We start from the raw sequence: 23,075 nt of genomic DNA on the forward strand, positions 1-23,075 counted from the left end.
GGCCTGTTCGCTGAGTTGGCCCTAGGCCTTGTCTTGCGCCTCGACGGAGGCAGAGATGATCGCCCCGCCCCATCGGCGCTTGCCGATGCAAATAGGGACGGGATTGCCGCTGGCGGTTGTGTTCTTCGCGCTGCCGAAGGCGTAGCTGGGCAGGTTATCCGGTGATCCGCTCATGCTGAGCCCTTTTGCTTGAGGGCTCAGCATCTGGATCACACCGCCGACGGCCATCGATCCACCGCCCATGCCCACGGCAAGCGCCGTAGCTGCAGACCAGCCCAGTGGGTTCCACCAGGCCAGAACTACAATCACAACTCCGATAATGGTCTGCAGCAGACCGGCACGTTTGCTGCCGGTAATCACAGGTGCAATCCGGATATCGCCGGCACCAACGAAGCCAAGCTCTTTCTCACCCAGATTCCTGTCACCTCGAAAAATTGCGAACTCGATACCCTGCGACTTTGCCTCTGCCATGTACCGTTCGAAGCCCGGCACTTGGATGCACAGGGCTCTGATCGCCTCTGCAGGAGATCGCACTGACAACCTGAAAGACCGGCCAAACTGGCGAAGCTTTCCGTACAGCACAACGTTGGTCATAGGATGGTGTTCGATTGCCGGTGCGGCCATTGCTGTTCTCCAGAAACAAAAAAACCACCCGGAGGTGGTTTTCAGTCGAAACATCGGTTACCGAACGCAGGCCCTGACCGCGTCTGTCACTCGGTCGAGTGGTGACTGCCAAGTTCGGTAGAAGTGGTATTGAACCGAGGAACCTCCTCCGCTCGGAACTACATCCACCAGGTGCAGGGGTGCCTGCGCATCAGGCGCCAAGACGGAGTATCGATCACCGGAAGACTGCAGGATCCCACCAATGCTCGCTCCAAGTACCGTCGTGCTCTGCCAGCTGTCGCGTATGCATTCCGCAACTTCCTGAGCGGGCTTTGCTGAGGTCAAAGTCAGCAGTGGGGGATTGCTCCGAGTATCAGCAACGCTTGCGCAGCCCGCCAGCAATGCCAGCCCAAGCGCGCCTATCAGAATTCGCATGTGATCCCTCCTTGTTGATGGTGGAATTTACCACCGTCAGCAGGATTGGCCAAAGTCATGACTAAGCAGGGATCGGTTCAAGTCTCTCAAGCTTCTCAATCAGCAGGCGAGCCTCAAGGATCTGCTTGCGCGCTCGCGGAGGACTGAGGTTGTCGCTGATGTCGTAGTCGCAAAAATGTCTGAATTTCTTCAAGCGGCGCATGTTGACTGCAAGCTCGCGCCCTTCCGACCCCATTTTTTCAATGGTCTGGATTAAAGCCTCGTGGGAGCCGCCGTTACTTACCCTATTGATCGGCACACCCATCTCTCTCAAGCGGTCGCGAGCAGCGTGAAACAGTGCGTAGTAGGCCCGGCTGCTGGCATTCCGATAGCCGAACTCAGCCACCAATGGCGCCTTAACCTCGGATTCAGACCACGCTAGGAACTCTGCAAACTCAATCGGCATCGGTCTCGCTCTCCGAGAATGGCGTGACACCAATGCTGATGTGCTGGGATAGCGTGTCTTCAAACGTAGCAACCAGTTTGCGCGTGACCGCGAAGTCGATCTCAACTAGACGCTCAATCTCGTCCTCAACCGTATATTCAAAGGTTATCCCCCACTCACCGCCTCCAACAGAGAATGTGGTTAACGGGCCAGCCATTTCTATGACGACGCGGGATGCCACTTCTAGCCGTACTGCAATTTCTTTTTCGTCCAGGCCGTGCTCGTCAAGGTAGCCGACTATTTTAGGTAACGGACCATAGCGGCGCGAATCATCTTCGGAAATAACACCACCCGAAAGATCAAAAGACTCACGCAAAGCCTTCTCTGCAGAGCGGAAAAGCCCCGACTGATAGCACAGGCGAGCGACGAATGCTGCGCTCATTTTGTCCCCCTGCGGGTACCCGTAATTCAACATGTCGGTAACCACATCTAGCCTCCCAAGGGCCGGCCCTTGGAAAGCCCGCCCACGATACCATGGCCAATCCTTCCCATACTTGCCAGCATACAAGCTGAAGTACCTATCCATTTCTACGGTGTTACCAGCCAGCCCCCATACAGTCGCCAACAGGAGCGTACCCTCCGCATTGAACTCTGGAATTTGAGCGAACCTTTCAACGTCCCGCTTCAAGGACCGCCAGGCCCAATCGTCCGTACTGATGCTGACTGAGCGATCGTTCGCCAGTCTATTGATTCGGGCAACTAGCTCACTTTGAGCAGATTGCGGCGCTGCGCCGGCCATGGCTTTCTCGCTTGCTTAGTAGTCCGCGACTGTAGCACGTAGCCATCATGACTTTGAGCTGGACGGTCATCCACCCTGGACAGAAACCCAGTAACCAGCCATCTCGCCGCCGTAGTAGCGTTGTGCCTCCAACGAACCGCCCCGGTCCGTTGCCGGAAAGCCCATGGACCAGGGCATTGATGACCTTGGAGGTCGATGTGAGTAACGAGCAAAACGCCAAGCCAGGATGGATTTTGACGTGGGGAGTGGTGCGGACGGAGCCATCGGTCTTCGTAGAAGCCCTCCCAAGCAAGGAGGCCGCTGAATCGAAAGCGGCAAGCCTGGGGGACGGTTACAAGGCCAGTTATCTATCCCACATCCCTGGAACAGACGACTTCATCATCGAAGCTGATCCTCAAGGCTGATTCCCTGGTCAGGCTTCTGCAAACGTAAGTTGACCTACCCCCGCCACCAGCCCGGCAGTCAGGCCGGGCTTTCCGCTGTAGTTTCGCTGATACCCGTTACCGCCGGGCCCGACCCTGCCAGACAGCTTGACTCGATCAATTTCGACATCATTCTCTAGGATGGCCACCTCAGCCTCCGCGCCGCACAGTTCGCCATTGATCTTTGAATAAAGGTCGCGAATAGTCAGGATGTAGTTCTGTTGCATGCTTCCTCCTACGGCCTTGGCCGTTTCACTTCGCGTCCCGATGACGCAACACAAGGCGTGTCCGGTCGAGCCATGGCCCACCAAACACGACGATTTCTGATGGCCGCCCCAGCAAGTGGTGCAGCATGAATGGACCTGGACCAAAGACTTGAGCGTGCTCCTCGGGAAGCTGCGCAGCGTCGCCCAGGTAGATGCCAGCGTGGTTCGGGTGGGCAGTGCGCCCCACGGCCATGACGACCATGTCTCCGCGCTGCGGCTGGCTCACCTGGTAGAAGCCGGCGTTTTCGTAGGCCTGCTCATACAGGCTCGGGCCGTCTGGCTTCTCCCACCACCCCTCCTCCCGCGCGTAGGCCGGAAACTCCAGCCCCCACTCCCGCTTGTACCAGTCGGCGCATACCTGCCAGCAGTCCCAGGCCCCGTGCACGAACGGCCTGCCCAGAAGCGGCGTGTGACCGGTCGGGGTGATGGTGCGCAAGTCACCCTCCGGCCACGAAAGGATGTACCAGGGCAGGCCTGTCGCCTCGCACATGGCGAGATCGCGCGGCGACGGCCTGCTGGTGGCGTCAGGGTGCGAGTGCACGAGGCCAATCACCTGACCCAGGTCTTCAGCTGCCGCGTACTGCTCTGGGGAGATGCGGAACTCTTCGGCCGGGTCGGTCGCGGTGTTCTCGCAGGGCACATATCGGTGGGCGCGCCCTACGGCGACGATCAGCCCGCAGCACTCGCGCGGGTATTCAGCCGCGGCGTGCGCTTGCACGGCGGCGAGAATGTGTTTGCGCATGGTCAGCTCCGCGCGATAAGGGAAACGGCCGGGTAGCCGCCAAATGGAAGTGGGTTGCCTTGCCCATGACGGACCGTGCAGCCCGAATCCAGGCAGCCGTTGCACTGATCCTTGGCTGGGTCGTCAGTGGGGTTGCCATCAAGGTCGAAGTAAGGTCCGGTGTAACCACAGTTCGGCCCGCGGTAGCCGGAAGTCATTGCCCAGTGGCAAAGCTGTGTCATCTGCCGGCCAATAGTCTCGCCGCCTACATCCCCAGGGCTGGCTAATTCCCAAGCCACCGTGGTCCCGCCCTCTGAGATTTTCTGGTCGATGTACCAGACCTCCAGAGCCTCCTCGGTGGGAGCTGCCTCTGGATTGCCTCCGGGAAAATTTTCTGCATCCAGGTATTTCCCCATGGTGAGGCGCATGGTCAGCTTGAATTCGAGGAGGTTTTCAAAGGCCAGGCACAGTGCGGTGATCCTGCCGTTGACGTTGCCAACAGTTAAAGTAGGTCGCACCGTAGTACCATCAGAGTTCGCTTCGATGCCGTCGATCTGCATGGGCCAGGCGCCGTACTCGTTGCCTTGCCACCAAATCGACTTAGCGGGCAACTGGTCGGCGTTAACACCAGCTACAGCAAGTTCTTCTGGGGAGTGGGGTATTGCGTGCCCATGGAACCGTAGGACATCCGCGCCGAAGTCCGAACCGTCGAGCTCAAACAACAGCACCTCGTCGCCAGGCTCCAGGGTCTGGATGTCCTTGATCAATGACATGGTAGGTCCTTATGGGTGATACGCCCGCTCGAATGTGGCAGTGACCTTGAACCGGCCGCCGCCTACTGGAGTGGGCTTGGGATCCGCACACGTGAACAGCCCCAGATCACCGAGTGGCGTGGCCCATAGGAAGGCCTTGGCGCCACCATGTCGGTCGAAGAACTCCATGATCTTGCGAACCTGGGCCTTCGTGCCGAAAACAGTGACTGGGTAGCTGTCTTCCTTGTTGTTGGGGCCATCGCCAACTACCTGCCGATAGCCGCCGCCGAAGCGGGACTCGCGGGTTCGGTAGGTTATTTCTGGCGTTTCGCCACGCTGGATTGGCCAACTGAACTTCTCGATCGCCATCAGCGCCTCCCCTGCGTATTTCGATAGCTGAGCCCGCCTGGCCGCCACGAGTCCGCAACAGCTTTCTCAGCTGCGGATTTCATCTGCGACTCCATATTTCGCTGCAGTGCTGCCTGGTCAAGCTCCATGCCCTCATTGCTGCGGTCTTCTGTAACGATGCTGACCGGAGCGGACAGGGAGATCGATGTTCCGCCACCAACCCCGCCTACCGCGCGCACACCAAGTTGTCCTCCAGACGTTCTTGTCAGAGGCATGACAGCCTCATCACCGGCCTCACCCATCACCCCCAACTTGCCCCCTGCCATGCCGAAGGCGGTTGGAGTGCTGACAATTGAGTTGGTAAAAGCCCCGCCGTCAGCGAACATCTGAACGCCATTTGACCAGGCGCCGCCAAGTGCTTGTGGAAAGTAAGCGCTGGAGTAGCCAGCTTGGGACGCACCGAGGTTTGAGGAAACGGCACCAGCAGAGCCCGCGGCCATTCCATTGCCGGTACCACCGCCGAAATAAGCGGAAGCCGCCGACATCCCGAAGCTCACAAGGCTGCCCAACAGCCCCGACGCAGCTTGCTGGGCAGCAATGCGAGCCATGTCCGCCAGGACCGACTTGGTGAAGTCCGAGAAGGACGCCTTGCCTGTGATGGCGAAGTTCACGATCGAACTTTCCATGTTGGAGTAGGCACTGGTGAACAGTGACTTGGTCTGCCCGGCGACATCCCGAGCCTGGTCCAGGTAATTCTGGAAGGCTGAGGAGGCACCCTTGCGCCAATCGCCCTGGGCCACCGTCATGGCGTCGTAGTTGGCGATTGTGGTTTCCTGCAGGTCCCTCTCGGTCTTGTTGAGGGCCGCTAGCTTCTGGTTGTACTCATCGAGGCTCATGCCCCGCGAGCCATCGCCGTATTGGTTCGCCAGATCCAGGCGCTGCTGGTTCATTCGATCGGTGATGCCGTTCTGCTGGTCCTGCAAGCCGCGCTGGCGGTCGCCCAGGCCCAGGCTGTCGGCGGAGCGCTGCCCCTGCAGCCTCAGCGCCTGGACCTGCTGATCGAGCGCGTCGGTGTAGGTTTGCACTGCCCTGGCCTGCTTGGCCAGCCGCCCTTCCTCATTGGTCGCCAGTACCGCAAGCTCGGTGTCGGCGTCCTTCTGCGCCTTGACCATGGCAGCCCGGGCATCGGCGATCTTCTGGTCCAACTGGATGCGCTGTTGGGCGCTGGTAGTGCTGCGCCCTTTGGCCTCCTCCAAGGCCTTGATCTCAAGCTCGTAGGCGTTGGTTACCTCGGCGCTCTGTTGCTCGATGATCGCTGCGCGCTGGGCGGCATACGATTCCTGGGAGATCAGCCCCGCCTTCTGCGCAGCGTCCAGTTCCTTCTGGTGGTTTTTGTACTCGGCCAGGATGGCGCTCAGCGCGTTCTTCTGGTCGTTGAAGCCGGTGAGGTCAAGCGGAGTGGTCTTCCCGGCAGGATCCTTGAACTGCTTGGCGATGTCAGCCTCTACTCGGGCGATACGCTCTGGCTTCAAGCGCTCATCGTCGGGATTCTTTTTCCGGATATCATCGAGCGACTTCCGGTATTCCTTCAATTTTTCTGCGCGCTTCTCAGCGTTCGTCCATGCCGATTTTTCCAGTGCATCGACCTTACCGGTCGCAACAATCGCCGCTTGCTGCTGTTCGGCATCCAGCGCGCGTGCGCTGGCTATCGCGGCAAGCGTGTCGCGTTGCTGGATCAGCCCCTTCAGCTCTAGGTTGGCGTTGGTGAGCTTTTTCTGGGCATCGGTGTCGTCTTTGTCAGCATTCACCGCGCTCTGCGCTGCGGCCACTTGGCGCTGGAGATCAACGATTTGACTCGCGATGTCCTGGTCCCGGCCAATGTTCTTGACCGAATCCACCGTTGCAGCCACCTCGCCGCGCAGCGCCTTCCAGCCGCGCTCCCAGATCGACAGGTTCTCGGTGACTTCCTTGCTGCGATTCTTGATGGTATCGACGTAGGTGTCGGTGAGCAGTTTGGCGGCGCCGATGGTGTCGCCCTGCTCTTTCAACGCGACGATCTGCGAGTAGGTCGACGCGGTGAGGAAGTTGTACTGCTCGTTGAGCTCCTTGGCCGCCGTCACCGGGTCTCTGCCGATCTTCACGAACTCGGCGACAGTCTCCTCGACGGCCTTGCCGGTTGCAGAGCGCCACTCCAAGGCGGCCTCGGTGATCTCGACAAAGCTGTCGGAGGCGATTTTCCCGCTACCGGCTAACTGGGTGAGCACTTCAGCTGCGGCGCCAGTGGTGCCAACGGTAGCCGCTACCTCGCGCGACATGCCGGAAAGCCGGTCCGAAGTGGTGCCGGCGGCATTGCCGGTGGTGATCAGCGCCTTCTGGAATCGGACCGCCTCTTCACTGCCCGAGTAGTAGGCATAACCGAGCACGCCGACCGCTGCAGCCGCGACCGTGAATGGGTTGACCAGACCGAGGACGTAGCCGCCGAGGGCCTTAACAGCCGGGCCCACGCCGCCGAACATGTCCTTGAGCTGACCGCCCTGTTGCAGCAGCACAGTGAGCGGCGCCTGGCCGCCCTGCAGTGAAACCACAATGTCAGTGAACTGGGCAGGCACGTTTCGCAGGGCCGCAGCCGTAGCCTTGGCGGTCATGCCAGTCTTGCTCAGCGCGGTATCGGCGCCGCCCAGCGCCGTGCGAGCCTGATCGATCTTCGTCTGGTACTCGCTGAAAGTCTCGGCATCGAGCGCGCCACTGGTGCGGAAGCCCTTCAGCTTCTGCTCCATCTGGTCGAGCCGGCTCATTGCTGCGACGGTCGGGTCGATCTTGCCCAGCAGCTCCTCCAGAGCCTGGCCTTCCTCCCGATGCGCGCCGGCAGCCTTCTTCGCCGCCTCCGCCTGACGCTCCTCTGTGGCAATGAGGGCTTGGGCCCGGCTGTTGATGGCAGCCTGCCGACTTGCGCTGTCCGACAGTACGGCGTTCGCCTGGGAGGTGACCTCGGTGGTGTGCTCTGTGGCCCGATTGAGCGACTGAACGTACTGGCTGGCCTCCAGCGAGGCTTTAGCCACGGCCAGAATCCTGGCCTGTTGCTCGTCGGCGGATTCGGCAGCGCGCCGGCCGGCCTGGGCGCCGGCATCAGTAGCACTGGTCAGCGCCTCCTGTGCCTTGCCAGCCTGCGCGGCTTCGGCCTGGAATGCCCCCATGTTCGCTGCAGCGCTACTGAAGGCCTGGGATGCGCTGGTAACGGCGCGCCCCACGGTGGCCATCTGCTGGGCCAGCTCGGCCTGCTTGGCGTTGAGCGACTGCAGCTCCTGGACGATCTGCCGGGTGTCGCCCTGCAGGCTGCCCAGGGCCGACTCCCACGCGCGACCGGTCTTGCCGGCGGACTCCTCGCTGCGCTTGCCCGCGTCCGCCAGCTGGTCGAGGTTGTCCTTAGCCTCGACGGCATCACTGGAGTCGATCTGAAGACCGAGGGAGGCAATGGTGGTCATGGTCTACTCCATCGATTCGGCCATGACGGCCAAGGCCTCAACCTCCATGACGCGGAGATCGGGGAAAATGTCAGAGAGGTCGCGGCGCTTGATGCCGAGCATTGAGGCCGTTGCGGGTATGGCGGTGTAGTCCAGGCCTGATGCTCCGCCCTGACCAACCCGCCACTGAGTGCCCAGCGCATCGAACAGACGGAAGGCAGGCCAGGCGTCTGGCCAAACCTCAACCTCTTCCTCATCGATGTCTTCCGGGGTGAGCCCCAGAGCCGCCAACTGCTCAGCGGACGGCCCAGGCTCGTAGCAGGCCCGGGCCGCCGCCCTCAGTTTCCCAGGCGGGCCGGGCTATAGGCAGCCTGGAAGGCGTCGGTCACTGCTTTCGGCGCGCCGGTGCAGGTGCGCACCAGGTCGAGGATCGCTTTCTGGCTGAACTTGTCCTCCAGGTCCCAGCCGGTGACGATCTCGCCCAACTGCTCGGCCTGCAGGTCAATCTCGCCGGCGGTAACCTCTTCCCAGGTCGCCCCGTCGTTCTTGGCCTTCTCCGCCCAGGCATCGCGCGCCTTGTTCCAGCGATCAAACATGCCGGCAAGGGTCATGCGGTCCATGTAGCGAAACTGGAACTCCACGGGCACCGACTCGCCGCCGATACGTGGAACCTGAACCAAGGCGGTGAAGGTCGGGTTCTGCGCAATTTTGATCTTCGCCATGGGCTCTCCTTAGGCGCCGGCCAGGTAACGAAGCGAGCGAGCCGACAGACCGACGCTGATGGTGCGGGTCATCACGTTGTTCCGCTCCATGGTTGGATCAGGGGTGATGCTGACGTAGCCCGGGTACAGGATCTGGTCACCGTTACGGAGCTTCAGGCGGATCACCGTCAGCTCTTTCGAGGAGTCATAGCCTTCCACGGTTTCCACGTAGGCAGCGCTGGGCTGATCCTCGACCGCGATGGTCAGGGTGCGTGGGTTACGGTTGGCCGGGTACTGCTTGTCGTCGTCATCCTCCAGATACCCGACGGTGGTGTACTGCTGCTCGCCGCCGGCGGAGTTGAAGGAGGTGACTTTGGAGATCTGCACCCAGTCGGATACCGGCAGTACGGAGCCGATGCCCGCGCCTGCGGTGAACAGCTCAATGTCGCTGGTGTCCAGGCCGCCCAGAGAGAACGCATCGGCAGCGACATTGGATGCCTTAACGGCGCGGTCATTGATCAGCGCCCAGCCGGAGTTGACCAGGAGAACATCGCCGTTCTGGATGTTGTGATCGGCTGAAGTCGCCACGGGCGGCTTGGCGTTGGTCAGCGCGGTGAATGGGACGGCAGAGCCGATGACACGTGCAATCTCCAGCACTGCGCCGTTCGGCAGCGGGAAGCGTGCGGCCATGGTGTATTTCCTCTTGATAGCCCGCCGGGCGGCGGTTAGTTACGCCCCAGCGGGCGGTTGGTCCGCGACGCCGCGGTAGGTGAAGCTGGCCGGGACCGTGTAGATCGCCGACTCGGTGATGGTTGGGCCCTGGTCAACCGGCTCGGTGACCATGCCCTCGAAGCCGTTGCGGCTCAGCTCAGAATCAACCCGGAACAGGGCGCTGAGCTCGTCGACCAGGGCTTCGGCAGTCGCCAGGGCCTGGCCCGCCGGGCAAGTGATGCTGACCTGGTACACGCCGGTGTATTCGTAGGCATCGCCGCCCAGGTAGCTGCAGGTGGTTGCCCCGGGCAGCTGGTAGGCCTGCAGGTAGGTTTCGCCCGGCAAGGCTGCAAATTCTTGTTCGAAGTTCGCGACGCGGATCGGGCGCGCCGTGGCCCAGGCCATCAACTTGATCTCGATGGCCTGACGGGCTCTTGCATGGCTCATACGCTGTTGTTCCTGATGGCTTCGTCGACGATTCGCTGGAAGTTGGCCAGGGTGACCCTGACCATGCCGGCCGGCGCCTGGGTTGAATGTCCGTACTCGAGCGGAATGGCGTACGGCAGGTTGTTCACGATGTACGCGGTCTGGCCGATGGTCAGGGCCTCGACCTGCGCCTTGAGTTGGGCGATGGTCTCGTTGCCAGACCGATCGACCACATCCAGTTCGCCGGTCGCCGGAGAATCGATGGAAAACTGCCAGTTACCCCGGAACCGCCCGCCGACGTAGCCTTGGCCGGCTACCAGGCCATTAGTGGCGTAGTTTTGCTCCCGCTCCGTCTTCGTCAGAGGCTTGGCGTACCTCACTCCCTTGCGCAGCTTGCCGGCCTTAGTGAAGTTGTCCTGGTTCAGATTGATCAGGGTGTTGCGGACCGTCACCTTGAAGTCGTAGTCATCGGCAGCTTTTTTGGCCTTGGCCCGGTGAGATACGTTGGCTGCCCACAGTTCTGGGTTGCCGACCGGCGAAATGCGGATAACGCTGCTGCCTATCTCGATCACGATTTCGCGGAAGGTGGCATCCAGGGCTTGCTCTGCCTGCTCGGCGAACGCACGAATAGCCTCGGCGAAACCGCCCTGCTGCCCGCCATACCGCTGGGTCATGTGTGAGCCACGCGGCATCTCATTTCCTCAGTTGAATGGTCCAGGTTGCCCGGGCCGGATCTTCGGTGACGTTGATGGCTCGATGGCCGCTGATCTGGTCGCCAATCTTGGGCGTAGCCGGGGAATCGGTGACAGCGCCTTCCCGCACCTCGAGCAGTTCGCTCTGCAGCACCAGCAGCTTCGCGTCCTGGGTCTGGATGCGGGAGCCGTCGATTTCCTTGGCCAGGTAGCTGCCGTACATGCCACGCCCGGTGTAGTAGATGATCGAGTCCGGGACAGTGCCGCCGATTACGGGGTCATAGCCGCCTTTGACCGTGCGGCTACCTGCAACAGGCTTGATGGCATCGGCCAGGCCGTCCGGGTCGTCGAACGCTTCGGCCAGCTCGGCCTGGAGTTCTTCGCGCATGCCCATGGGTCAGATCCTCTTGAGCATTAAGGTGCCGGCGCGGCGGGTCCAGGGTGCGATGAGGTCGAGGGCGAAGTTCTCGCCGGTCGAGCGATCAACAGACCCCGCGACGTAGGTCTTGCTGGTCGAGGTGCCAGCCTGGGCCGACACGGTCTTGCTCTGCACCTCGCGCTGGGTGTCCTTGTAGAGCTGGCCGGCTGCAGCCAGCTTGGCCACCTGCGCGCCGGCACTCACGATGGCGTCCGGCACCGGCTCTGGCACCGCCCGCTTGATTCTGGCCGTCAGCCAGGCATTGGCCATGGCAACGGCGAGGACCGCATCACCGTCGCCTTCCCAGCCCTGCCCGAGCCTCTGGTCAACATCAGCGACGGCAATGAAGTCGGTCATGGCTTATTCCTTCGACGGGATCAGGGCCTGCAACTCGGTCTTGTTGAGGGCTGGATCGAAGTTGATGCCCTGGGCCGTCAGCCACTCCTTGAGCTCTGGCACCTTCATCTTGTGAGGGTCGGTTTCGGGATCGCCGTCGCCCTCCTCCTCCAGCGCCTTCGCGATCTCTGCCGCAGTGCTGGTGGCGGCATAGCCTGCAGGCGGGTAGGCCGATGCCTTGTAGCCCTGCTCCAGCCACTGAGCGATGGTCGGGCCATCCAGGCGCAGACCTTCCTCGATCTCGCTCACGCTGATGCCCTGACGCTGGTAGGCCTCGCTGATGTGAGGAGCCTCGCCCTGCACGGATACCGAAGTGGCGCCGTCGATCACGCCGAAGAACTGGTCCAGGCGGCGATAGCAGGTGCCGCGCTCGCTGCCCGGGGTGTTGGTGTAGATGACTTTCATGCTGATCTCCTGTGCAGGGCGCCAGGCCGGCGCCCCGCATCATGGGGTCAAGGGGTGGCGGTGCCGCTGATGACTGCGGCGAACGGAACCTGCTTGCGGTCGAACACGCGCTTCCAGTTGGCTGCCGAGGCGTACTGGGCGGCGGTCGGGCTCAGGTTGCGGTTCTCGCTGCCCTGCCAGCTGAAACCAGCCGGCTGCAGGATGTAGGTCTTGCGCTCCCACAGCACCTCGGCACCACCACCGTTGCCGCCATCGGCCTTGCGCTGCATCTCGACCGGCATGTGCGGGTCGCCCTCGCCGTAGCCGAAGGCGCCTTGGCCGAAGAACAGCGAAAGGAACTGGCCCGGGGCGTAGGTCAGGGCGTCATCCATGAACACCGGCTTGCCCAGGTAGGTGGCCAGGATGATCTTGCCCTGCGAGTCGCGCAGGTACTCGATCATGTCCTGCTTGACCATCTGGTTCATGACGACCGAGTGCACACCGATGGCCCCGAACATGTCGGCAGCGTCGCCGGCGGTGAAGGCGGCATCCTGGAAGGCGTTGGCACTGATCGAGGCGCCGGCATCCTTCACCATGTCGCCGCCGTTCTGGGCGATGTTCGCCGCGATGATGCCGCGACCCGCGCCCATCAGGTAACGCTGCCACTGGCGGGTCCAGTAGGTGCCGAAGCGGTTGCGGATGTGCTGCATCGGCTCGGAGTTGGCCAGCTCAGCAGTGAGGTCGGAGACGCCGTAGCCTTTGTTGAGGTACAGGGTCCGAGCGCGCATGCTGCCCTGCTCGGCCTTGCCTACGGCGCCCAGGTCGTCTGGGTCATCGTTGGAGATGTTCGGCGCCTCGTCGGCGTCGAGATCCTGCCAGTAGCTGATCTCGGAGGTGCCCTGGCCGTTCTTGGCGATGTTGTCCAGGGTGGCCGAGCGGGTGATGATGCCCGACTCGTAGACGGCGGTCTTCTCGGGAGAGTTCACCGGCTCCAGAGTGCCGTAGTAGTCGGAAACGAAGATGTCCGACAGTTGGGTAGATGCCATGGGTTAGGTTCCTCGGGTGGCTTGGAGTTTTTTGTACGCATCGGGGTTGTCACGAGCGATCGCAGCGCGCTCCTGCTCCGTGTACTCGCCCCATTTCTTCGTGGCCTTGCCACCGTTGTCGCCGGTCTGCCCGGCACCCTGAGCCCTTGGCCACAGGTGGGTAGCGGTTTCGCGCAGCGATTCCGCCCATTCGAGGGGAGACAGCGGGGTCTTGCCGTCCTTCCCGTACACGACTTCGCCGGCACGGTCGGTGGCAACGGGTTCGCCGTCTTCGCTCAGTTTGAAGGTGCCACGGGCGCGGAGGATGATGTCCTCGGTAGCCTCGGGCAGCGCGCCGGCCTTGATGGCGGCAGCGCGAATGGAGTCAGCCAGCACCTTGTCGCTGTACTTGGCAGCGAAGGCCTCGGCCTTGTCGGCGCGCTCGTTGGCAGCCTTGACCTGCTTGTCCAAGTCGGTGCGCAGGCGCTCGGTTCGCCGACTGATGACCTCGTCCAGCTTGCCCTCGGCGATCAGCTTGGTCTCTTCGTCCTGGCCGGCCTTGGCCAGCAGGCCCTTCACCGCCTCGATATCCAGGCCTTCGAACTTGCCCTTGAGGCCGTCCAGCTCGGTCTTGATGGTCTTGTTGGAGTCGATCAACTCCCGGTTCTTGGACTTGAGGCCCGAAACCTCACCGTCCAGGAATTTCTGTACCTCGCCGCCCAGCGCTGCCTTGAGCGCGGCGGTTTGGGTTTCGTCGAGGGTAAGGCCGTGGGCGGCCGGGTCGAAGTCAAAAGGCATGTGGCTATCCCCTGGGGATTTGATGGGCCCGCCTGGCGGGCACTGGAAAGCCTCAATATTACTGAGGCGGTATTTTTGCTTGCAATACTGTACTGATACAGTATTATCACCTCGTCAATACACAACAAGGAAATCGTAATGTCTCTTCCACACCCCACCAGCCCCAAGTTTCCTGCAGCTTTGAAAGCAGCCCGCGAAGCTAAGGGCCTTTCTTACACCGAGGTTGCTAAGGCGATCGGTATCAACCCGGCAATGCCTTCCCGGTATGAGAACGCCGAGCATTCGTGCTTCTGTGCGCCTCGCGAGTCCACCTGGGAGAAGCTCGATGCGCTTCTTTCTGGCAGCGGAAAGGATCTGCAAAAGAGTAAAAGTGCTCAGACTGAAGATCTCTCTCTTGGTGAGGCCACCGTTGAGCAGATCATCCAAGAGCTCAAAGCTCGTGGAGCCACCTCGGTAACGATCAACTACTGATCCAAGAGAGGGTGGGAAGGACGCCTCTGGCTAAATTCCTGCCCGCCCAAACGCCAACGGCTCCAGCTCCTTGAGCTGGTCCAGCGTCAGCGGCTTGAAGTTCTTGTCCAGTTGCAGGGAGGCGAAGCGCTCGGCAGTCAGCCCGCCATCGCGGAACAGCTTGCCGCGCACCGGGCCTAGCGCGGCGTCCTGGAAAGCCGCTGGCTGTGTTTTTAGCCACTGGTAGTAGCTGAGGCTTGCCGACACCTGCCCGCCGCCATCAGCGCCCACAGCTGCCCTCGTGGCGCCTTGCCCGAACAGCGCCGACAACCTGGTGATCGGCGTGATGGTGGTTCGGCAGTGGATGTGGAACGGCGGCACCGGCCCCTTGCCTACCTCGAACTCGCGGCCATCCAGGCTACGGCACTGCACGCTGGTCTTTCTGTCCAGGGTCGCGACGATGCGATAGCCCGGCACCACCTCGGCATTCGCCTTGAGCGTTTCCATGCGGGCCGTCGTGGCCACATGCTGGACTGCGGTCTGGACGACGGCCCGGGCGCTCCGGTTCGTGACCGCCAGCACACCGTCGGTGAAATTCTGCGCCGCAGTGCCGCGAATGGCCTGGGTGATCTCGGCGTTGGTCTGGCCCTGCACGACACCCATTCGGATGGCGTTGGTTACCCGGTCCGACTCGGTGCGAGTCCAGCCGCTCAAAAAGGGCTTCAGCAGCTTGCCGCCATCGACGCCAGCCACCTGCACGGGCTGTGTGTTGATCGCCGCCCTGAGCAGCGAATCTGCCGGCATGACCGCATCGATCAGCAGCGCCTTGGCCAGGCTGCGGCCCTCGAATGCGGCCTCGTATTGCGCGATGTCCACCAGGTCGGACTGCATTCGGTCGCTGAAGGCCTTGTAGATCTCCAGCAGCTTGCCGCCCACCCGCCCAAGAAATTCTTCCAGCCGGCTCCGGCCGTAGGTCGTCAGCTCCTTGCGGGTCAGCTGGTCACGAACATGGCTGTCAGCCCGGCGCAGGTAGGTTTCGAACTTCTGGACCTCGCCCGCCTTCAGCCGCTCAAGCAGTACCGAGTGGCGGCTTACCTGCTCCAGCAGCTTCTCGTCCGCTGCCTGCTCCGGTTTCTTCGCCATCGTCTTTGTCCAGGTTGACGCCGCCGGCGCCGTGGTCGTCGCCGATCAGCTCGGCCTCTTCGTCGTAGGGGCGCTCGGGCAGCTTGCCGGTGGTGAGGTACTGCCAGTAGGTTTCGGCACTGATGGTGCCGGCCATGACGCTCTTCTGCAGCTCAGCCAGCACCTGGGCATTCACCTCAGGGATCACGAACTCAGGCTTGACCGTGAAGACCACCTCGTCCGGGTTGAAGCCGGTCCACTCTGCGGCGTACCGCAGGGCCTGCTCGATGGCCTCAGCCGCGGTGATGACGATGCTGTGCAGCGTGGCGTGCTGATCGTTCTGGCGGGTCTTGCGGGCCTCGCCCGACTCGGTGCCCGAAACGTCCATGACCTTGGCGCCGGCTTCGAGCGCGGCGTTTTTCTGATCTTCCATCGCGGTGCGAACGGCCTGGATGCCGGCGCCCTGGAACTCCAGGTAGCCACACTGGCCTTTCGGCCCGAGATCCCAAGCCGCAGACGGCCCGGTCACGCTGAGCTCCACGCTCTCGTCCAGGCCGGAGACCCACGGCTGCGGATGGCTGGTCTGGTGCAGCGCAGTGAAGTAGTCGGCGCTGAGCTGGTAGGACTTTAGCGCGGCCCGGGCCATGGTCAGCAGCGGGATCTCATCCACGTCCGGCGAGTTGTCGGTGGAGCCGCAGTAGATGACCGGGATGTAGTCCAGACCGCGCACCAGGTTGTTGCGCCCGTCGACGGTGCCCAGCGGGCGGTCATCCTCGATCAGCTCGCCGGCCTCGTTGCGCACGCCAGTACGGCACACCGCGCCGTCCATGTAGAACTCGCGATAGACCGTTTCGCATTCGTGACTGTAGCGGTCCTGCTCCTTGCGCCTGAACTCGCGGAACACGGCCAGCACCAAGTCCTGCCGGCCGCCTTGGTCGGCGGTGTCCCAGTTGATGGCATTGCGCACCGCGTAGGTGGCGAAGTACGGCTGGCCCTGGTCATCGATGTTGACCACCAGCGGCACCCGGCCATGGGAAATGGCCTGGCGCACGATCCGCAGGAACAGTTGGGTCAGGCCGAAGCCGTCAGCCGTGGCGTTGTCCTCCAGCCCCTTCAGCCCCGAGGGAAGTTTCACCTCGGGTATCAGCCGGGACACCAGCCCCATCATCGAGCGCAGCGAATCCCGCACCCAGTGCTCGTACTGGGCCCGGTCGGTGTAGTTCCGGTAAAGGTAGGCATTGCCCGCGCCGTCCAGCTTCTCAGCCTCGGTCATGCCGCTAGGCTTGGGCAGGTTGCGTGGGCTGCGCTTGATGGCGCCCTCGCCCTCCAAGGCGTCGTCCATCATCCGCCACTCTTCGATGTGAGCGTCGTAGTCTGGGTTGGTGGATTGAACAGGCATTACGCCAAACCTCCGATGCGGCGGGTGCCGGCGGACTGAGTCTTGATCGGGAACCGCTTGGCGATGAAGTAGCCGGCGGCGTCGTTCATGTGGTCGTGCCCCTTCTTGGGGTCCTTGTCCGGCTCGCCCTTGTCGGTGTACGTCTGCCGCTCCAAGCACTGGGTGAGCTGCGGGCACTGGTCGATGTTGACCTTCATGCGCCGCTCCCCGTAGGTGTTGAGGAACATGGCGTTGACCGCGTTGATACGGTCCTTCACGCCGGGGTTCTGTGAGTCGACCACGACGGTGAAGCCGGCCTTCTTGAGCAGCGAAAGGTCCGACTCGCTGGCGTTCTTGCTGCTGGTGTTCTGGCCGCTGGCGTCCGGGTACACGGAAACGCTGTGGCCCGAGAAACGCACCTTGATCTTCTCGATCATCTCCGGCGTGTCACGCACCGAGTGGAACTCGTCCAGCGCCAGCGGCAAGCCGTCACGGACCACGTACACAACCGCGGCCATCTTCATGACGTTGAAGTCCATGCCGATGTGGATGGCCTCGCCTGGCTTGATGCGCTCGCTGGTGCGGCACTCTGCCCGGTCGAAGGTGTAGTAGACGACCCCGGCATAGTTCTCGAACCCGGCCTCGTATTCCTGACGGAACGTGCGCGGGTCCATCTTGCGCCGGGCAGCGTCCAGCTCATCGGCCGGGACGTTGCCGCCCTGCAGTGAGGTGTATTGCCAGCTCTTGTGGTCGGGCTCGCCGCCCGGCTGCCCGTCACGGTAGGTGTCGTAGCAGTGGTTGAAGCCCTTCGGGGTGCCGATCCGCAGCGCATGCCCGCCTTTACGCGACTCACCGGTCTGGGGAATCGTGTACTGGCAGGTCGAGAGCATCGGCCTGAGCACTTCTTCCCAGGCGGCCCACGGGCAGTCTGCCCATTCGTCCACCAAGACGAAGAACAGGCCGGAGCCCCGCAGGTTGTCGTAGTTGTCCAGGCCGACCACGCGCATGATGTGGCCTGACTTGAGTGTGATCGAGCACTCCGTTTCGTTCGGCCGGGCCGCGCGCCATGCCTCGGGAATGGCCTGCTTCAGCCGGCGCCAGAAGACTCGCTTGGCCTGCTTGAACGTCGGCGCGCCGTACCAGATTTCGTCCTCGACACTCACGCCCCACTCCGCAGCCAGCCTGGCCGCGCGGCGCATCTCAGCCTTGCCGAGGAAGGTCTTGCCGAACCGTCGACCGCACACCGCATCACGGAAGCGCGCCTCAGGCTGGAAACCCCAGCAGTAGATGTTCGCCTGCTTCGGCGTCAGCTTCACCGGCGGGTCATAGGTACGGGGTAGTCGGGACACCTTCGTCTGGCTCCAGCTTGTACTCAGCAACGGCGTGCGGCTGATCTGCCTGGGAGCCCAGGGGCTTGTCGGGTTCGAGTTTGCGGTTGATGTACATGTCGCCGCATTCCTTGGCTGCCTGCTCGTACAGCTGGGCAGTCAGCGCCAGGTTGCGCATGTTCTCGGCCTTCTCAGCCATCCGACCCAGGCCACGAAGGCGATAAGCCCGGTTGGCGATCGGTATGTCAGCAGTCTCGGTGCGGAAGCGCTCACGGCAAAGGTTGAACAGGTCCACCCACTTCTGGCCAAGCTTCTGCCCGGCGTACTTGGTCGGGTCGTGCGACTCGCACTGCTGCCGGCTGATCTCGATGCCGAACTCCCTCTTGACCGCCTCGGCTACCTGAGTAGGCGTATCGAAGCAGGCCAGCGCCTGCACGATGTAGGCTTTGACCTCGCTTCGTAGTGCTGCCATATGGTTGCCATCCGTCAAACCCCGTCAGGGAGTCAGGCCAACTTGAGCAGACAGGTTCCGCAGGCCCTCGAAATGTTGATCTTGGCCACCTCAGGCGGCCGGCTTGCAGCGTCGATCAGCTGCTGTACTTCGTTGCTCGCACCGTAGCGCCTCACCACCCCGACGAACTCTTCAACGTCGTGGCCACGCAGGTAGAGCTTGGGCATCCCGTCCTGGGTGAACTTGGGAGCACCGTACTCATCGGTCGCCTGGGCGATGTGGTAAAGCTCGTGTTCGACCAGGGCGCAGAACTCAGCGTCGGTGCACTGGGCGCAGTAGTCGGCAGCCAGGGTTATCAGGTAATCCGGCTCCTCGCCAAACCACTCCCGCATCTGCTGCTCTTGTCGGGCCTTCTGCCACCCTCCGGCTCGGAACATCACCTGCTCGGCCTGGCCGAGAACTACCCTGCCCTGCTTGGCGAACCCGGAAGATGCCCACAGCACGCCGATGCTGGCGTCCATCAGGTGAGCGTGATCTGGGTTATGGATTCTGCCGGTGTCGGCGAGGATTTCACTCTGCACCCAGTCCCACACGCCGGACGCAGGTTGCAGGGTAAGCCACATGGATTCGAGCAGGTCTGTTGGCGGCATTGGTCTGCTCATGTGTCACTTGCTCCTTGTAATGATGGCGCGCTGCCGGTATCTGTAACTCTCACACCAACGCAAGGAGAGCCACATGTCAGCTATAAGCGAAAACGTCATCGGCGCATCGCTGGATCGCAACAATAAGCAGGTGTACCGCAAGTATGCCGTTGCTGCAGCGCTCGAAGTAATCGCCGCTCGCGCACCGGCCATGACCGCTAACGGACAGCTTGAATCCGAAATGCAAAAGCTATCGGAATACGCTGACCTGATTGAGGCAGCGCTCGCGGTAGAGTAAACCCTCAGTGCCGCACTCACCTGCGGCACACCTACCCATCCCCGCAATCCAGAAGCACATCAATCAACTGCTGTTCCGCCAGCCTGAACAGCGCCAGGGCCTGCAGGTCATCTGCGGCAGGGCCGATACCGAACGCCGTCACCTTCCCGGCCGGGGAGCGCAGGGCGACAGCACCAATTGCGCATGGGTCGATGTTCCCCTGCTCCAGGTCGTCGGCGATCTTGCGTAGCGCCTTGGCCGTGTCGCGCCACGCCTCGCGCTGGAACTCAACGACCTTCACGTGGACACCATCTTGTGCGTTTCGGCGTGGGCATGCGCATGCAGAATGGCGGCGAGCAGCCCCTGAGGTAGGCCGGCGGCCTTGGCCTCATCGATAGCTTTGATCACTGCGGCGTCAAGCGCATTGGTAGCGGCCACCACATCCGCCGGGAGCGGCAAGACGTGGCGAAGTCGGGTTACGTTGCTCATCACCACACCTCGCTGAATGTCTGCAACGGCTAACGCCCGAAGGACGTAAATGCGGTTCTCACCACTCATCCAGATCGTGGAGACGTTGTATCTGGTGCTTGTACTCGCACACCGTCTGATAGCCAGAGCTCGCGGTCCCAGTGACCAGCGCACCTACCACGCCACAATCTGCCTTGACGAACTGCTCCCACGCTGCCTGCGCCTGGGGCAGCATGGCCGGTACATCTTTCGGAAGCCAGCCTTCATCGGCGTACCCCTTTGCTGAGGCCAGCGCCTTCTGGTACTTCTCTTTCACCGCGTCTTTGGCTGCCTCGCGCATGACATGCGCACACAGGTTATCTTCATGGGTGGTTTTCGCGGTCTTCAAACACTGCTTCCAATCGGCCTCCAGCTTCGCCGCGTACTGACGCACCGCTGCATCCCGTGCTGCAATCTCTGCTTCTTCCCCGTGCAGCTCGGCGTGGGCTTCGCCCATCACGAGCAACGATCCCATGCAGAACGCCTTAAAATTACTTTTCACGCGCCTCACTCCTTGAGATGGCTATTCCAGAGCTGCATGGTGCCGCAAAAAGAAAATGCGCGCCACGAAACGGCCTCTGCTTGAAATGTGGCGCGACTACGGCGAAACCCTATTCAGGGCCTCATCAGCCTTATCGGCAGCCTGGTTGGCGGTGGTCGCGGCCTTCGACGCCTTGGTCGCGGCGCTCTCGGCCTTACTGGTCAGGTCGTCCAAGCGCTTGTCGCGCTCGGCCATGGCCGCGTCGTATGCTTCGCGGATCTGCTTCACCTGGTTGGCCTGGGTGCTGGCCATGGCCCAGTAGGCCGACTGCCAACCCAGTACCGCGCCGCCGGCCACCAACAGAGCAGCGATGATCCAGACCTCTGCCCGGCGCCACCAGCGGCGAGCAATGAATTCAAGTGCGCATCTGTCCATCAGGAAGAACCTCCCAGCTTTCCGCGCAGGCGGGCGAGCTCATCGCTCTGCGCAGCTACGCGCTCGTTGAGCTGGCCGACTTGGCTGGTCAAAGCTTCGATCTTGCCCTCCAGACGCCCAACTGTCGCCACGAGGTCGTTCCGCTCCTTGGCGAACTGGTCGGCCCGGGCCTCGGCTTCTTTCCTGGCCTCGCGCTCGATGTCGAGCAGTTCGTTCAAGCGCCTGACTACACCGATGTCGGCGGTGTCCATCGCCCTGTCGGTGGCATCCCTGGATAGCCACTTGCGCAGCCACAGAAAACCACCCAGCAATACGGTGCCCGTTCCGCCCAGCCAGGTGGCTGTGCCTGGGCCGAGGTCGGTCGGGTCCATCCAGATTCTCCTGGTGAATCTCGCACGAGAACACCACATAAATTTTGTATTACCACCCAAGCAGCCCTTGAGTATTCGTTCTACTCTTTACAGATAAAGCGTTCTTAAAGCAGACTTCAATGGTAATCTTAATGGCCTTTAACAGCATTCCAAAGTCCCACAAAAGCACCAGGAAATACCACCAAAATCAACACAATCAAATATATAAATGCGGGCATCAGCATTAGAATACTGCCATTCAAGGCAATTGCAGCACTCAAAAGCCCAACAACTAGCGAATATAGCATGATGGGCAAGTCAAGAATCAAAGACACGCATTTGGCCTTTGCCCAACCACTCATAAGCACACGCACAGATGCAGAGCCGATACAAAAAGCAGCCACAAAAAAAGAAAAATACCACACATACATAACAAAATAGTCAAATACAATGGCGCGTTCGCCACCACTATCTGAGCGCGGATCCTCAAAGAGAAAAAGCCACAAAAATAAATTTGCAAAAAAAATCAATGCCACCGGGACTAGCCTGAACAAAATTCTTTTAATCATACCACCCCTTATAATGCACCCCGCTTTGCAGGGCGCACTCTAACCATGTTATTTTCGGATCGAAATCGGGTAAGAACCTTGAATTTCAATCTCGTAGGTGGTTGCGTTCACGTGTTTTTGAATCTCGGACAACACATGAGTTGCGCTCTCACCGAAAGCACTGCGCCACGAACCTGGGTTCGCGTCATACGTATCATTGTAGGCACGGGCCTCACCTTGGAATGCCACGCTACCATCGGCCGATTTAGTAATCGTACCTTCGATTTTCAAAGTAATGTTACCAAGCCATAGGCCGGTTGCCCAAGAATCGTTCGCTGTGTTGTACGGAATCTTATCAATCGAAACGGTAGAAGTACCCACAGGTGCAGAAACAAGAGCATTATTCAGTGCCGGAATTTCTGTCGAATTCAGCTGAAGCCCGATGGAGTTGATGTTGGCCTGGGCTGTCGAGCCCTTGCCATACATAAAGTGCCCCAGCGCAGCTACCGGGGTCAATACCCCGCCAGAAAACTTCGATGGCATCGAAGCTTCAGGCACAATCTTGTTACCCGAAGTCATTTTCCCGGTTACATAGTTGAGTGCTTGCGCAGCGTTCATGCTCGGATTGTTAGACATGTAAATATCTGCCCACTGCAACGTGCTGCAGTCCATGCCGAATCCGCCGATGACGCCGGTCGGACCAATCTTCCCACCAGGCATGTAAGTCAGCTGTTCGTTACACAGCTTCATGACCATCTCACGCCACATGCCGGCAGAGTAAAATGCCTGGCGCTGCTGCATCTGAGAAATAACGACTAGACCGGGATTCGGAGCGTTGAATGGGCCACCCGGTGGCGGCGCATAGCCCGAAGATACTGCATCTACATAAATCGGAGGGAGCTCAATTGCCATGATATTACCTATAAGTCGAGTTAGAAGCCGCTACTTCGCGGTTTTGTGTTTCGCTCAATGGCGATGGCTCGAGACTCAAGGTCTTCACATGATTCAACGTCCCACACCGGGAGCACTTGATCTGGAGCTGGGTAACCCCCGCCGCACGGGCGAGGAGTCGGTTACATTTTCCGCAACGAATGTCTCTAAGCATCTGCAAAGCCTTAAGTTTTTCTGCTAGGCTCCGCCCCGCTCGCGCGAGCAGTGAGGGCCTTGGCTGGCTTGCAGGTACAGTCTGCGATCTGGCGTCTCCCTTGGGTGTTGCTGCACCCTCTGGAGTCGCCCTCTCTTTTCTCTCGCCTCACAAGTGACAAAGCCCCGATTAGTTCGGGGCTTTTGCTTTTCTGCGGGCACAAAAAAACCGGCGCCAAGGC

Annotated in this window: 34 protein-coding genes; 3 read left to right on the forward strand and 31 right to left on the reverse strand. The window is 61.2% G+C overall.

The window, feature by feature from the left end:
* Nucleotides 1–21: 21 nt before the first annotated feature.
* The 3 genes from F3J44_RS18180 to F3J44_RS18190 all read right to left on the reverse strand — a co-directional run bounded on the left by F3J44_RS18180 (nucleotide 22) and on the right by F3J44_RS18190 (nucleotide 1,904).
* The gene (locus F3J44_RS18180; protein WP_205299991.1) at nucleotides 22–594 is read right to left on the reverse strand and encodes a tail assembly protein; all 573 of its coding nucleotides are present in this window, start codon (nucleotides 592–594) and stop codon (nucleotides 22–24) included.
* Nucleotides 595–1,099: 505 nt separating this feature from the next.
* Nucleotides 1,100–1,423, reverse strand: coding sequence for a hypothetical protein (locus F3J44_RS18185; protein ID WP_167274711.1), 324 nt, complete (start codon nucleotides 1,421–1,423; stop codon nucleotides 1,100–1,102).
* 49 nt (nucleotides 1,424–1,472) lie between these two features.
* Complete coding sequence (locus F3J44_RS18190; protein WP_167274713.1) at nucleotides 1,473–1,904, reverse strand: hypothetical protein; 432 nt, start codon at nucleotides 1,902–1,904, stop codon at nucleotides 1,473–1,475.
* 536 nt (nucleotides 1,905–2,440) lie between these two features.
* Here F3J44_RS18190 and F3J44_RS18195 point away from each other — a divergent pair.
* Nucleotides 2,441–2,665, forward strand: coding sequence for a hypothetical protein (locus F3J44_RS18195; protein ID WP_167274716.1), 225 nt, complete (start codon nucleotides 2,441–2,443; stop codon nucleotides 2,663–2,665).
* Between the two features lie 8 nt (nucleotides 2,666–2,673).
* Here the strand turns inward: F3J44_RS18195 and F3J44_RS18200 are convergent, their stop codons facing one another.
* The 15 genes from F3J44_RS18200 to F3J44_RS18270 are packed head-to-tail and all read right to left on the reverse strand — an operon-like array spanning nucleotide 2,674 to nucleotide 13,782.
* The gene (locus tag F3J44_RS18200) at nucleotides 2,674–2,910 is read right to left on the reverse strand and encodes a hypothetical protein (RefSeq protein ID WP_167274719.1); all 237 of its coding nucleotides are present in this window, start codon (nucleotides 2,908–2,910) and stop codon (nucleotides 2,674–2,676) included.
* Between the two features lie 25 nt (nucleotides 2,911–2,935).
* The gene (locus F3J44_RS18205) at nucleotides 2,936–3,691 is read right to left on the reverse strand and encodes a C40 family peptidase (protein WP_167274721.1); all 756 of its coding nucleotides are present in this window, start codon (nucleotides 3,689–3,691) and stop codon (nucleotides 2,936–2,938) included.
* Nucleotides 3,692–3,693: 2 nt separating this feature from the next.
* Nucleotides 3,694–4,443 carry a phage minor tail protein L gene (locus tag F3J44_RS18210; protein ID WP_167274724.1) on the reverse strand — a complete coding sequence of 250 codons (750 nt, stop codon included), beginning with the start codon at nucleotides 4,441–4,443 and terminating at the stop codon, nucleotides 3,694–3,696.
* 9 nt (nucleotides 4,444–4,452) lie between these two features.
* Nucleotides 4,453–4,791, reverse strand: coding sequence for a phage tail protein (locus tag F3J44_RS18215; protein ID WP_167274727.1), 339 nt, complete (start codon nucleotides 4,789–4,791; stop codon nucleotides 4,453–4,455).
* Nucleotides 4,791–8,252: a phage tail tape measure protein gene (locus F3J44_RS18220; RefSeq protein WP_167274729.1), complete on the reverse strand. Its 3,462-nt coding sequence runs from the start codon at nucleotides 8,250–8,252 to the stop codon at nucleotides 4,791–4,793. The genes F3J44_RS18215 and F3J44_RS18220 overlap by 1 nt, the downstream gene beginning before the upstream one ends.
* A 3-nt stretch (nucleotides 8,253–8,255) precedes the next feature.
* A complete protein-coding gene (locus tag F3J44_RS18225) occupies nucleotides 8,256–8,522 on the reverse strand; it encodes a DUF1799 domain-containing protein (protein WP_167274732.1) in 267 nt (88 codons plus the stop codon).
* A gap of 47 nt (nucleotides 8,523–8,569) precedes the next feature.
* Nucleotides 8,570–8,953: a phage tail assembly chaperone gene (locus F3J44_RS18230; protein WP_167055687.1), complete on the reverse strand. Its 384-nt coding sequence runs from the start codon at nucleotides 8,951–8,953 to the stop codon at nucleotides 8,570–8,572.
* A gap of 9 nt (nucleotides 8,954–8,962) precedes the next feature.
* Complete coding sequence (locus F3J44_RS18235; protein WP_167274744.1) at nucleotides 8,963–9,622, reverse strand: phage tail protein; 660 nt, start codon at nucleotides 9,620–9,622, stop codon at nucleotides 8,963–8,965.
* A 39-nt stretch (nucleotides 9,623–9,661) separates the two neighbouring features.
* A complete protein-coding gene (locus F3J44_RS18240) occupies nucleotides 9,662–10,090 on the reverse strand; it encodes a phage tail terminator-like protein (protein WP_167274747.1) in 429 nt (142 codons plus the stop codon).
* Entirely contained in the window at nucleotides 10,087–10,743 is a 657-nt protein-coding gene (locus F3J44_RS18245; protein WP_205299983.1) for a hypothetical protein, read from the reverse strand. The genes F3J44_RS18240 and F3J44_RS18245 overlap by 4 nt, the downstream gene beginning before the upstream one ends.
* A gap of 19 nt (nucleotides 10,744–10,762) precedes the next feature.
* Complete coding sequence (locus F3J44_RS18250) at nucleotides 10,763–11,155, reverse strand: hypothetical protein (RefSeq protein WP_167274752.1); 393 nt, start codon at nucleotides 11,153–11,155, stop codon at nucleotides 10,763–10,765.
* Nucleotides 11,156–11,158: 3 nt separating this feature from the next.
* Nucleotides 11,159–11,536, reverse strand: a complete 378-nt coding sequence (locus F3J44_RS18255; protein ID WP_167274755.1) for a hypothetical protein — start codon at nucleotides 11,534–11,536, stop codon at nucleotides 11,159–11,161.
* Nucleotides 11,537–11,539: 3 nt separating this feature from the next.
* On the reverse strand, nucleotides 11,540–11,980 hold the full coding sequence (locus F3J44_RS18260; RefSeq protein ID WP_167274757.1) for a hypothetical protein: 441 nt from the start codon (nucleotides 11,978–11,980) through the stop codon (nucleotides 11,540–11,542).
* Between the two features lie 47 nt (nucleotides 11,981–12,027).
* On the reverse strand, nucleotides 12,028–13,005 hold the full coding sequence (locus F3J44_RS18265) for a major capsid protein (protein ID WP_167055707.1): 978 nt from the start codon (nucleotides 13,003–13,005) through the stop codon (nucleotides 12,028–12,030).
* A gap of 3 nt (nucleotides 13,006–13,008) precedes the next feature.
* Nucleotides 13,009–13,782: a hypothetical protein gene (locus tag F3J44_RS18270; protein ID WP_167274760.1), complete on the reverse strand. Its 774-nt coding sequence runs from the start codon at nucleotides 13,780–13,782 to the stop codon at nucleotides 13,009–13,011.
* 138 nt (nucleotides 13,783–13,920) lie between these two features.
* Between F3J44_RS18270 and F3J44_RS18275 the strand changes: the two genes are divergently transcribed.
* A complete protein-coding gene (locus tag F3J44_RS18275; protein WP_167274762.1) occupies nucleotides 13,921–14,253 on the forward strand; it encodes a helix-turn-helix transcriptional regulator in 333 nt (110 codons plus the stop codon).
* A gap of 30 nt (nucleotides 14,254–14,283) precedes the next feature.
* On the opposite strand, the gene F3J44_RS18280 is transcribed toward F3J44_RS18275, so the two are convergent.
* From F3J44_RS18280 to F3J44_RS18300, 5 genes are read right to left on the reverse strand one after another with little or no spacing between them, the layout of a single operon-like run.
* A complete protein-coding gene (locus tag F3J44_RS18280) occupies nucleotides 14,284–15,375 on the reverse strand; it encodes a minor capsid protein (RefSeq protein WP_167274764.1) in 1,092 nt (363 codons plus the stop codon).
* Complete coding sequence (locus tag F3J44_RS18285; protein WP_167274765.1) at nucleotides 15,302–16,753, reverse strand: DUF4055 domain-containing protein; 1,452 nt, start codon at nucleotides 16,751–16,753, stop codon at nucleotides 15,302–15,304. The genes F3J44_RS18280 and F3J44_RS18285 overlap by 74 nt, the downstream gene beginning before the upstream one ends.
* Complete coding sequence (locus F3J44_RS18290) at nucleotides 16,753–18,081, reverse strand: terminase (RefSeq protein WP_167274768.1); 1,329 nt, start codon at nucleotides 18,079–18,081, stop codon at nucleotides 16,753–16,755. The genes F3J44_RS18285 and F3J44_RS18290 overlap by 1 nt, the downstream gene beginning before the upstream one ends.
* A complete protein-coding gene (locus F3J44_RS18295) occupies nucleotides 18,056–18,532 on the reverse strand; it encodes a DUF2280 domain-containing protein (protein ID WP_167274771.1) in 477 nt (158 codons plus the stop codon). The genes F3J44_RS18290 and F3J44_RS18295 overlap by 26 nt, the downstream gene beginning before the upstream one ends.
* Nucleotides 18,533–18,564: 32 nt before the next feature.
* Nucleotides 18,565–19,173 (reverse strand): putative metallopeptidase, encoded by a 609-nt coding sequence (locus tag F3J44_RS18300; protein ID WP_205299984.1) that lies wholly within the window; start codon nucleotides 19,171–19,173, stop codon nucleotides 18,565–18,567.
* 73 nt (nucleotides 19,174–19,246) lie between these two features.
* Here F3J44_RS18300 and F3J44_RS18305 point away from each other — a divergent pair, with 73 nt between their 5' ends.
* Nucleotides 19,247–19,450: a hypothetical protein gene (locus F3J44_RS18305; RefSeq protein ID WP_167274773.1), complete on the forward strand. Its 204-nt coding sequence runs from the start codon at nucleotides 19,247–19,249 to the stop codon at nucleotides 19,448–19,450.
* A 31-nt stretch (nucleotides 19,451–19,481) separates the two neighbouring features.
* Here F3J44_RS18305 and F3J44_RS18310 read toward each other — a convergent pair whose 3' ends face one another.
* The 8 genes from F3J44_RS18310 to F3J44_RS30390 all read right to left on the reverse strand — a co-directional run bounded on the left by F3J44_RS18310 (nucleotide 19,482) and on the right by F3J44_RS30390 (nucleotide 22,855).
* A complete protein-coding gene (locus F3J44_RS18310) occupies nucleotides 19,482–19,730 on the reverse strand; it encodes a hypothetical protein (protein WP_167274776.1) in 249 nt (82 codons plus the stop codon).
* Nucleotides 19,727–19,918, reverse strand: a complete 192-nt coding sequence (locus F3J44_RS18315) for a hypothetical protein (RefSeq protein ID WP_167274779.1) — start codon at nucleotides 19,916–19,918, stop codon at nucleotides 19,727–19,729. Before F3J44_RS18315 ends, F3J44_RS18310 begins: the two co-directional genes overlap by 4 nt.
* Nucleotides 19,919–19,976: 58 nt before the next feature.
* A complete protein-coding gene (locus F3J44_RS30115; RefSeq protein WP_167274781.1) occupies nucleotides 19,977–20,438 on the reverse strand; it encodes a lysozyme inhibitor LprI family protein in 462 nt (153 codons plus the stop codon).
* Nucleotides 20,439–20,534: 96 nt separating this feature from the next.
* Nucleotides 20,535–20,852 (reverse strand): hypothetical protein, encoded by a 318-nt coding sequence (locus F3J44_RS18325; protein WP_167274784.1) that lies wholly within the window; start codon nucleotides 20,850–20,852, stop codon nucleotides 20,535–20,537.
* Entirely contained in the window at nucleotides 20,852–21,223 is a 372-nt protein-coding gene (locus F3J44_RS18330) for a chemotaxis protein (protein ID WP_167274787.1), read from the reverse strand. Before F3J44_RS18330 ends, F3J44_RS18325 begins: the two co-directional genes overlap by 1 nt.
* A 128-nt stretch (nucleotides 21,224–21,351) precedes the next feature.
* Nucleotides 21,352–21,738, reverse strand: coding sequence for a hypothetical protein (locus F3J44_RS18335; protein WP_167274789.1), 387 nt, complete (start codon nucleotides 21,736–21,738; stop codon nucleotides 21,352–21,354).
* Between the two features lie 81 nt (nucleotides 21,739–21,819).
* Nucleotides 21,820–22,662, reverse strand: a complete 843-nt coding sequence (locus tag F3J44_RS18340) for a lipid II-degrading bacteriocin (RefSeq protein ID WP_167274792.1) — start codon at nucleotides 22,660–22,662, stop codon at nucleotides 21,820–21,822.
* Between the two features lie 4 nt (nucleotides 22,663–22,666).
* The gene (locus F3J44_RS30390) at nucleotides 22,667–22,855 is read right to left on the reverse strand and encodes a Com family DNA-binding transcriptional regulator (protein WP_167274795.1); all 189 of its coding nucleotides are present in this window, start codon (nucleotides 22,853–22,855) and stop codon (nucleotides 22,667–22,669) included.
* Nucleotides 22,856–23,075: the final 220 nt, after the last annotated feature.

It is taken from the genome of Pantoea sp. Tr-811 (genome assembly GCF_011752535.1).
Classification (GTDB): Bacteria; Pseudomonadota; Gammaproteobacteria; order Pseudomonadales; family Pseudomonadaceae; genus Aquipseudomonas.

Coding starts and splice junctions, on each gene's coding strand:
- F3J44_RS18235 (WP_167274744.1), bottom strand. CDS start 9,622: ATGGCCGCACGCTTCCCGCTGCCGAACGGCGCAGTGCTGGAGATTGCA.
- F3J44_RS18200 (WP_167274719.1), bottom strand. CDS start 2,910: ATGCAACAGAACTACATCCTGACTATTCGCGACCTTTATTCAAAGATC.
- F3J44_RS18255 (WP_167274755.1), bottom strand. CDS start 11,536: ATGACCGACTTCATTGCCGTCGCTGATGTTGACCAGAGGCTCGGGCAG.
- F3J44_RS18330 (WP_167274787.1), bottom strand. CDS start 21,223: ATGGACCCGACCGACCTCGGCCCAGGCACAGCCACCTGGCTGGGCGGA.
- F3J44_RS18190 (WP_167274713.1), bottom strand. CDS start 1,904: ATGAGCGCAGCATTCGTCGCTCGCCTGTGCTATCAGTCGGGGCTTTTC.
- F3J44_RS18285 (WP_167274765.1), bottom strand. CDS start 16,753: ATGCCTGTTCAATCCACCAACCCAGACTACGACGCTCACATCGAAGAG.
- F3J44_RS18215 (WP_167274727.1), bottom strand. CDS start 4,791: ATGGCGATCGAGAAGTTCAGTTGGCCAATCCAGCGTGGCGAAACGCCA.
- F3J44_RS18205 (WP_167274721.1), bottom strand. CDS start 3,691: ATGCGCAAACACATTCTCGCCGCCGTGCAAGCGCACGCCGCGGCTGAA.
- F3J44_RS18295 (WP_167274771.1), bottom strand. CDS start 18,532: ATGGCAGCACTACGAAGCGAGGTCAAAGCCTACATCGTGCAGGCGCTG.
- F3J44_RS18280 (WP_167274764.1), bottom strand. CDS start 15,375: ATGGCGAAGAAACCGGAGCAGGCAGCGGACGAGAAGCTGCTGGAGCAG.
- F3J44_RS18220 (WP_167274729.1), bottom strand. CDS start 8,252: ATGACCACCATTGCCTCCCTCGGTCTTCAGATCGACTCCAGTGATGCC.
- F3J44_RS18270 (WP_167274760.1), bottom strand. CDS start 13,782: ATGCCTTTTGACTTCGACCCGGCCGCCCACGGCCTTACCCTCGACGAA.
- F3J44_RS18275 (WP_167274762.1), top strand. CDS start 13,921: ATGTCTCTTCCACACCCCACCAGCCCCAAGTTTCCTGCAGCTTTGAAA.
- F3J44_RS18300 (WP_205299984.1), bottom strand. CDS start 19,173: ATGAGCAGACCAATGCCGCCAACAGACCTGCTCGAATCCATGTGGCTT.
- F3J44_RS18210 (WP_167274724.1), bottom strand. CDS start 4,443: ATGTCATTGATCAAGGACATCCAGACCCTGGAGCCTGGCGACGAGGTG.
- F3J44_RS18245 (WP_205299983.1), bottom strand. CDS start 10,743: ATGACCCAGCGGTATGGCGGGCAGCAGGGCGGTTTCGCCGAGGCTATT.
- F3J44_RS18180 (WP_205299991.1), bottom strand. CDS start 594: ATGACCAACGTTGTGCTGTACGGAAAGCTTCGCCAGTTTGGCCGGTCT.
- F3J44_RS18305 (WP_167274773.1), top strand. CDS start 19,247: ATGTCAGCTATAAGCGAAAACGTCATCGGCGCATCGCTGGATCGCAAC.
- F3J44_RS18265 (WP_167055707.1), bottom strand. CDS start 13,005: ATGGCATCTACCCAACTGTCGGACATCTTCGTTTCCGACTACTACGGC.
- F3J44_RS18240 (WP_167274747.1), bottom strand. CDS start 10,090: ATGAGCCATGCAAGAGCCCGTCAGGCCATCGAGATCAAGTTGATGGCC.
- F3J44_RS18325 (WP_167274784.1), bottom strand. CDS start 20,852: ATGGACAGATGCGCACTTGAATTCATTGCTCGCCGCTGGTGGCGCCGG.
- F3J44_RS18315 (WP_167274779.1), bottom strand. CDS start 19,918: ATGAGCAACGTAACCCGACTTCGCCACGTCTTGCCGCTCCCGGCGGAT.
- F3J44_RS18230 (WP_167055687.1), bottom strand. CDS start 8,953: ATGGCGAAGATCAAAATTGCGCAGAACCCGACCTTCACCGCCTTGGTT.
- F3J44_RS18340 (WP_167274792.1), bottom strand. CDS start 22,662: ATGGCAATTGAGCTCCCTCCGATTTATGTAGATGCAGTATCTTCGGGC.
- F3J44_RS18250 (WP_167274752.1), bottom strand. CDS start 11,155: ATGGGCATGCGCGAAGAACTCCAGGCCGAGCTGGCCGAAGCGTTCGAC.
- F3J44_RS18195 (WP_167274716.1), top strand. CDS start 2,441: ATGACCTTGGAGGTCGATGTGAGTAACGAGCAAAACGCCAAGCCAGGA.
- F3J44_RS18260 (WP_167274757.1), bottom strand. CDS start 11,980: ATGAAAGTCATCTACACCAACACCCCGGGCAGCGAGCGCGGCACCTGC.
- F3J44_RS30390 (WP_167274795.1), bottom strand. CDS start 22,855: ATGCTTAGAGACATTCGTTGCGGAAAATGTAACCGACTCCTCGCCCGT.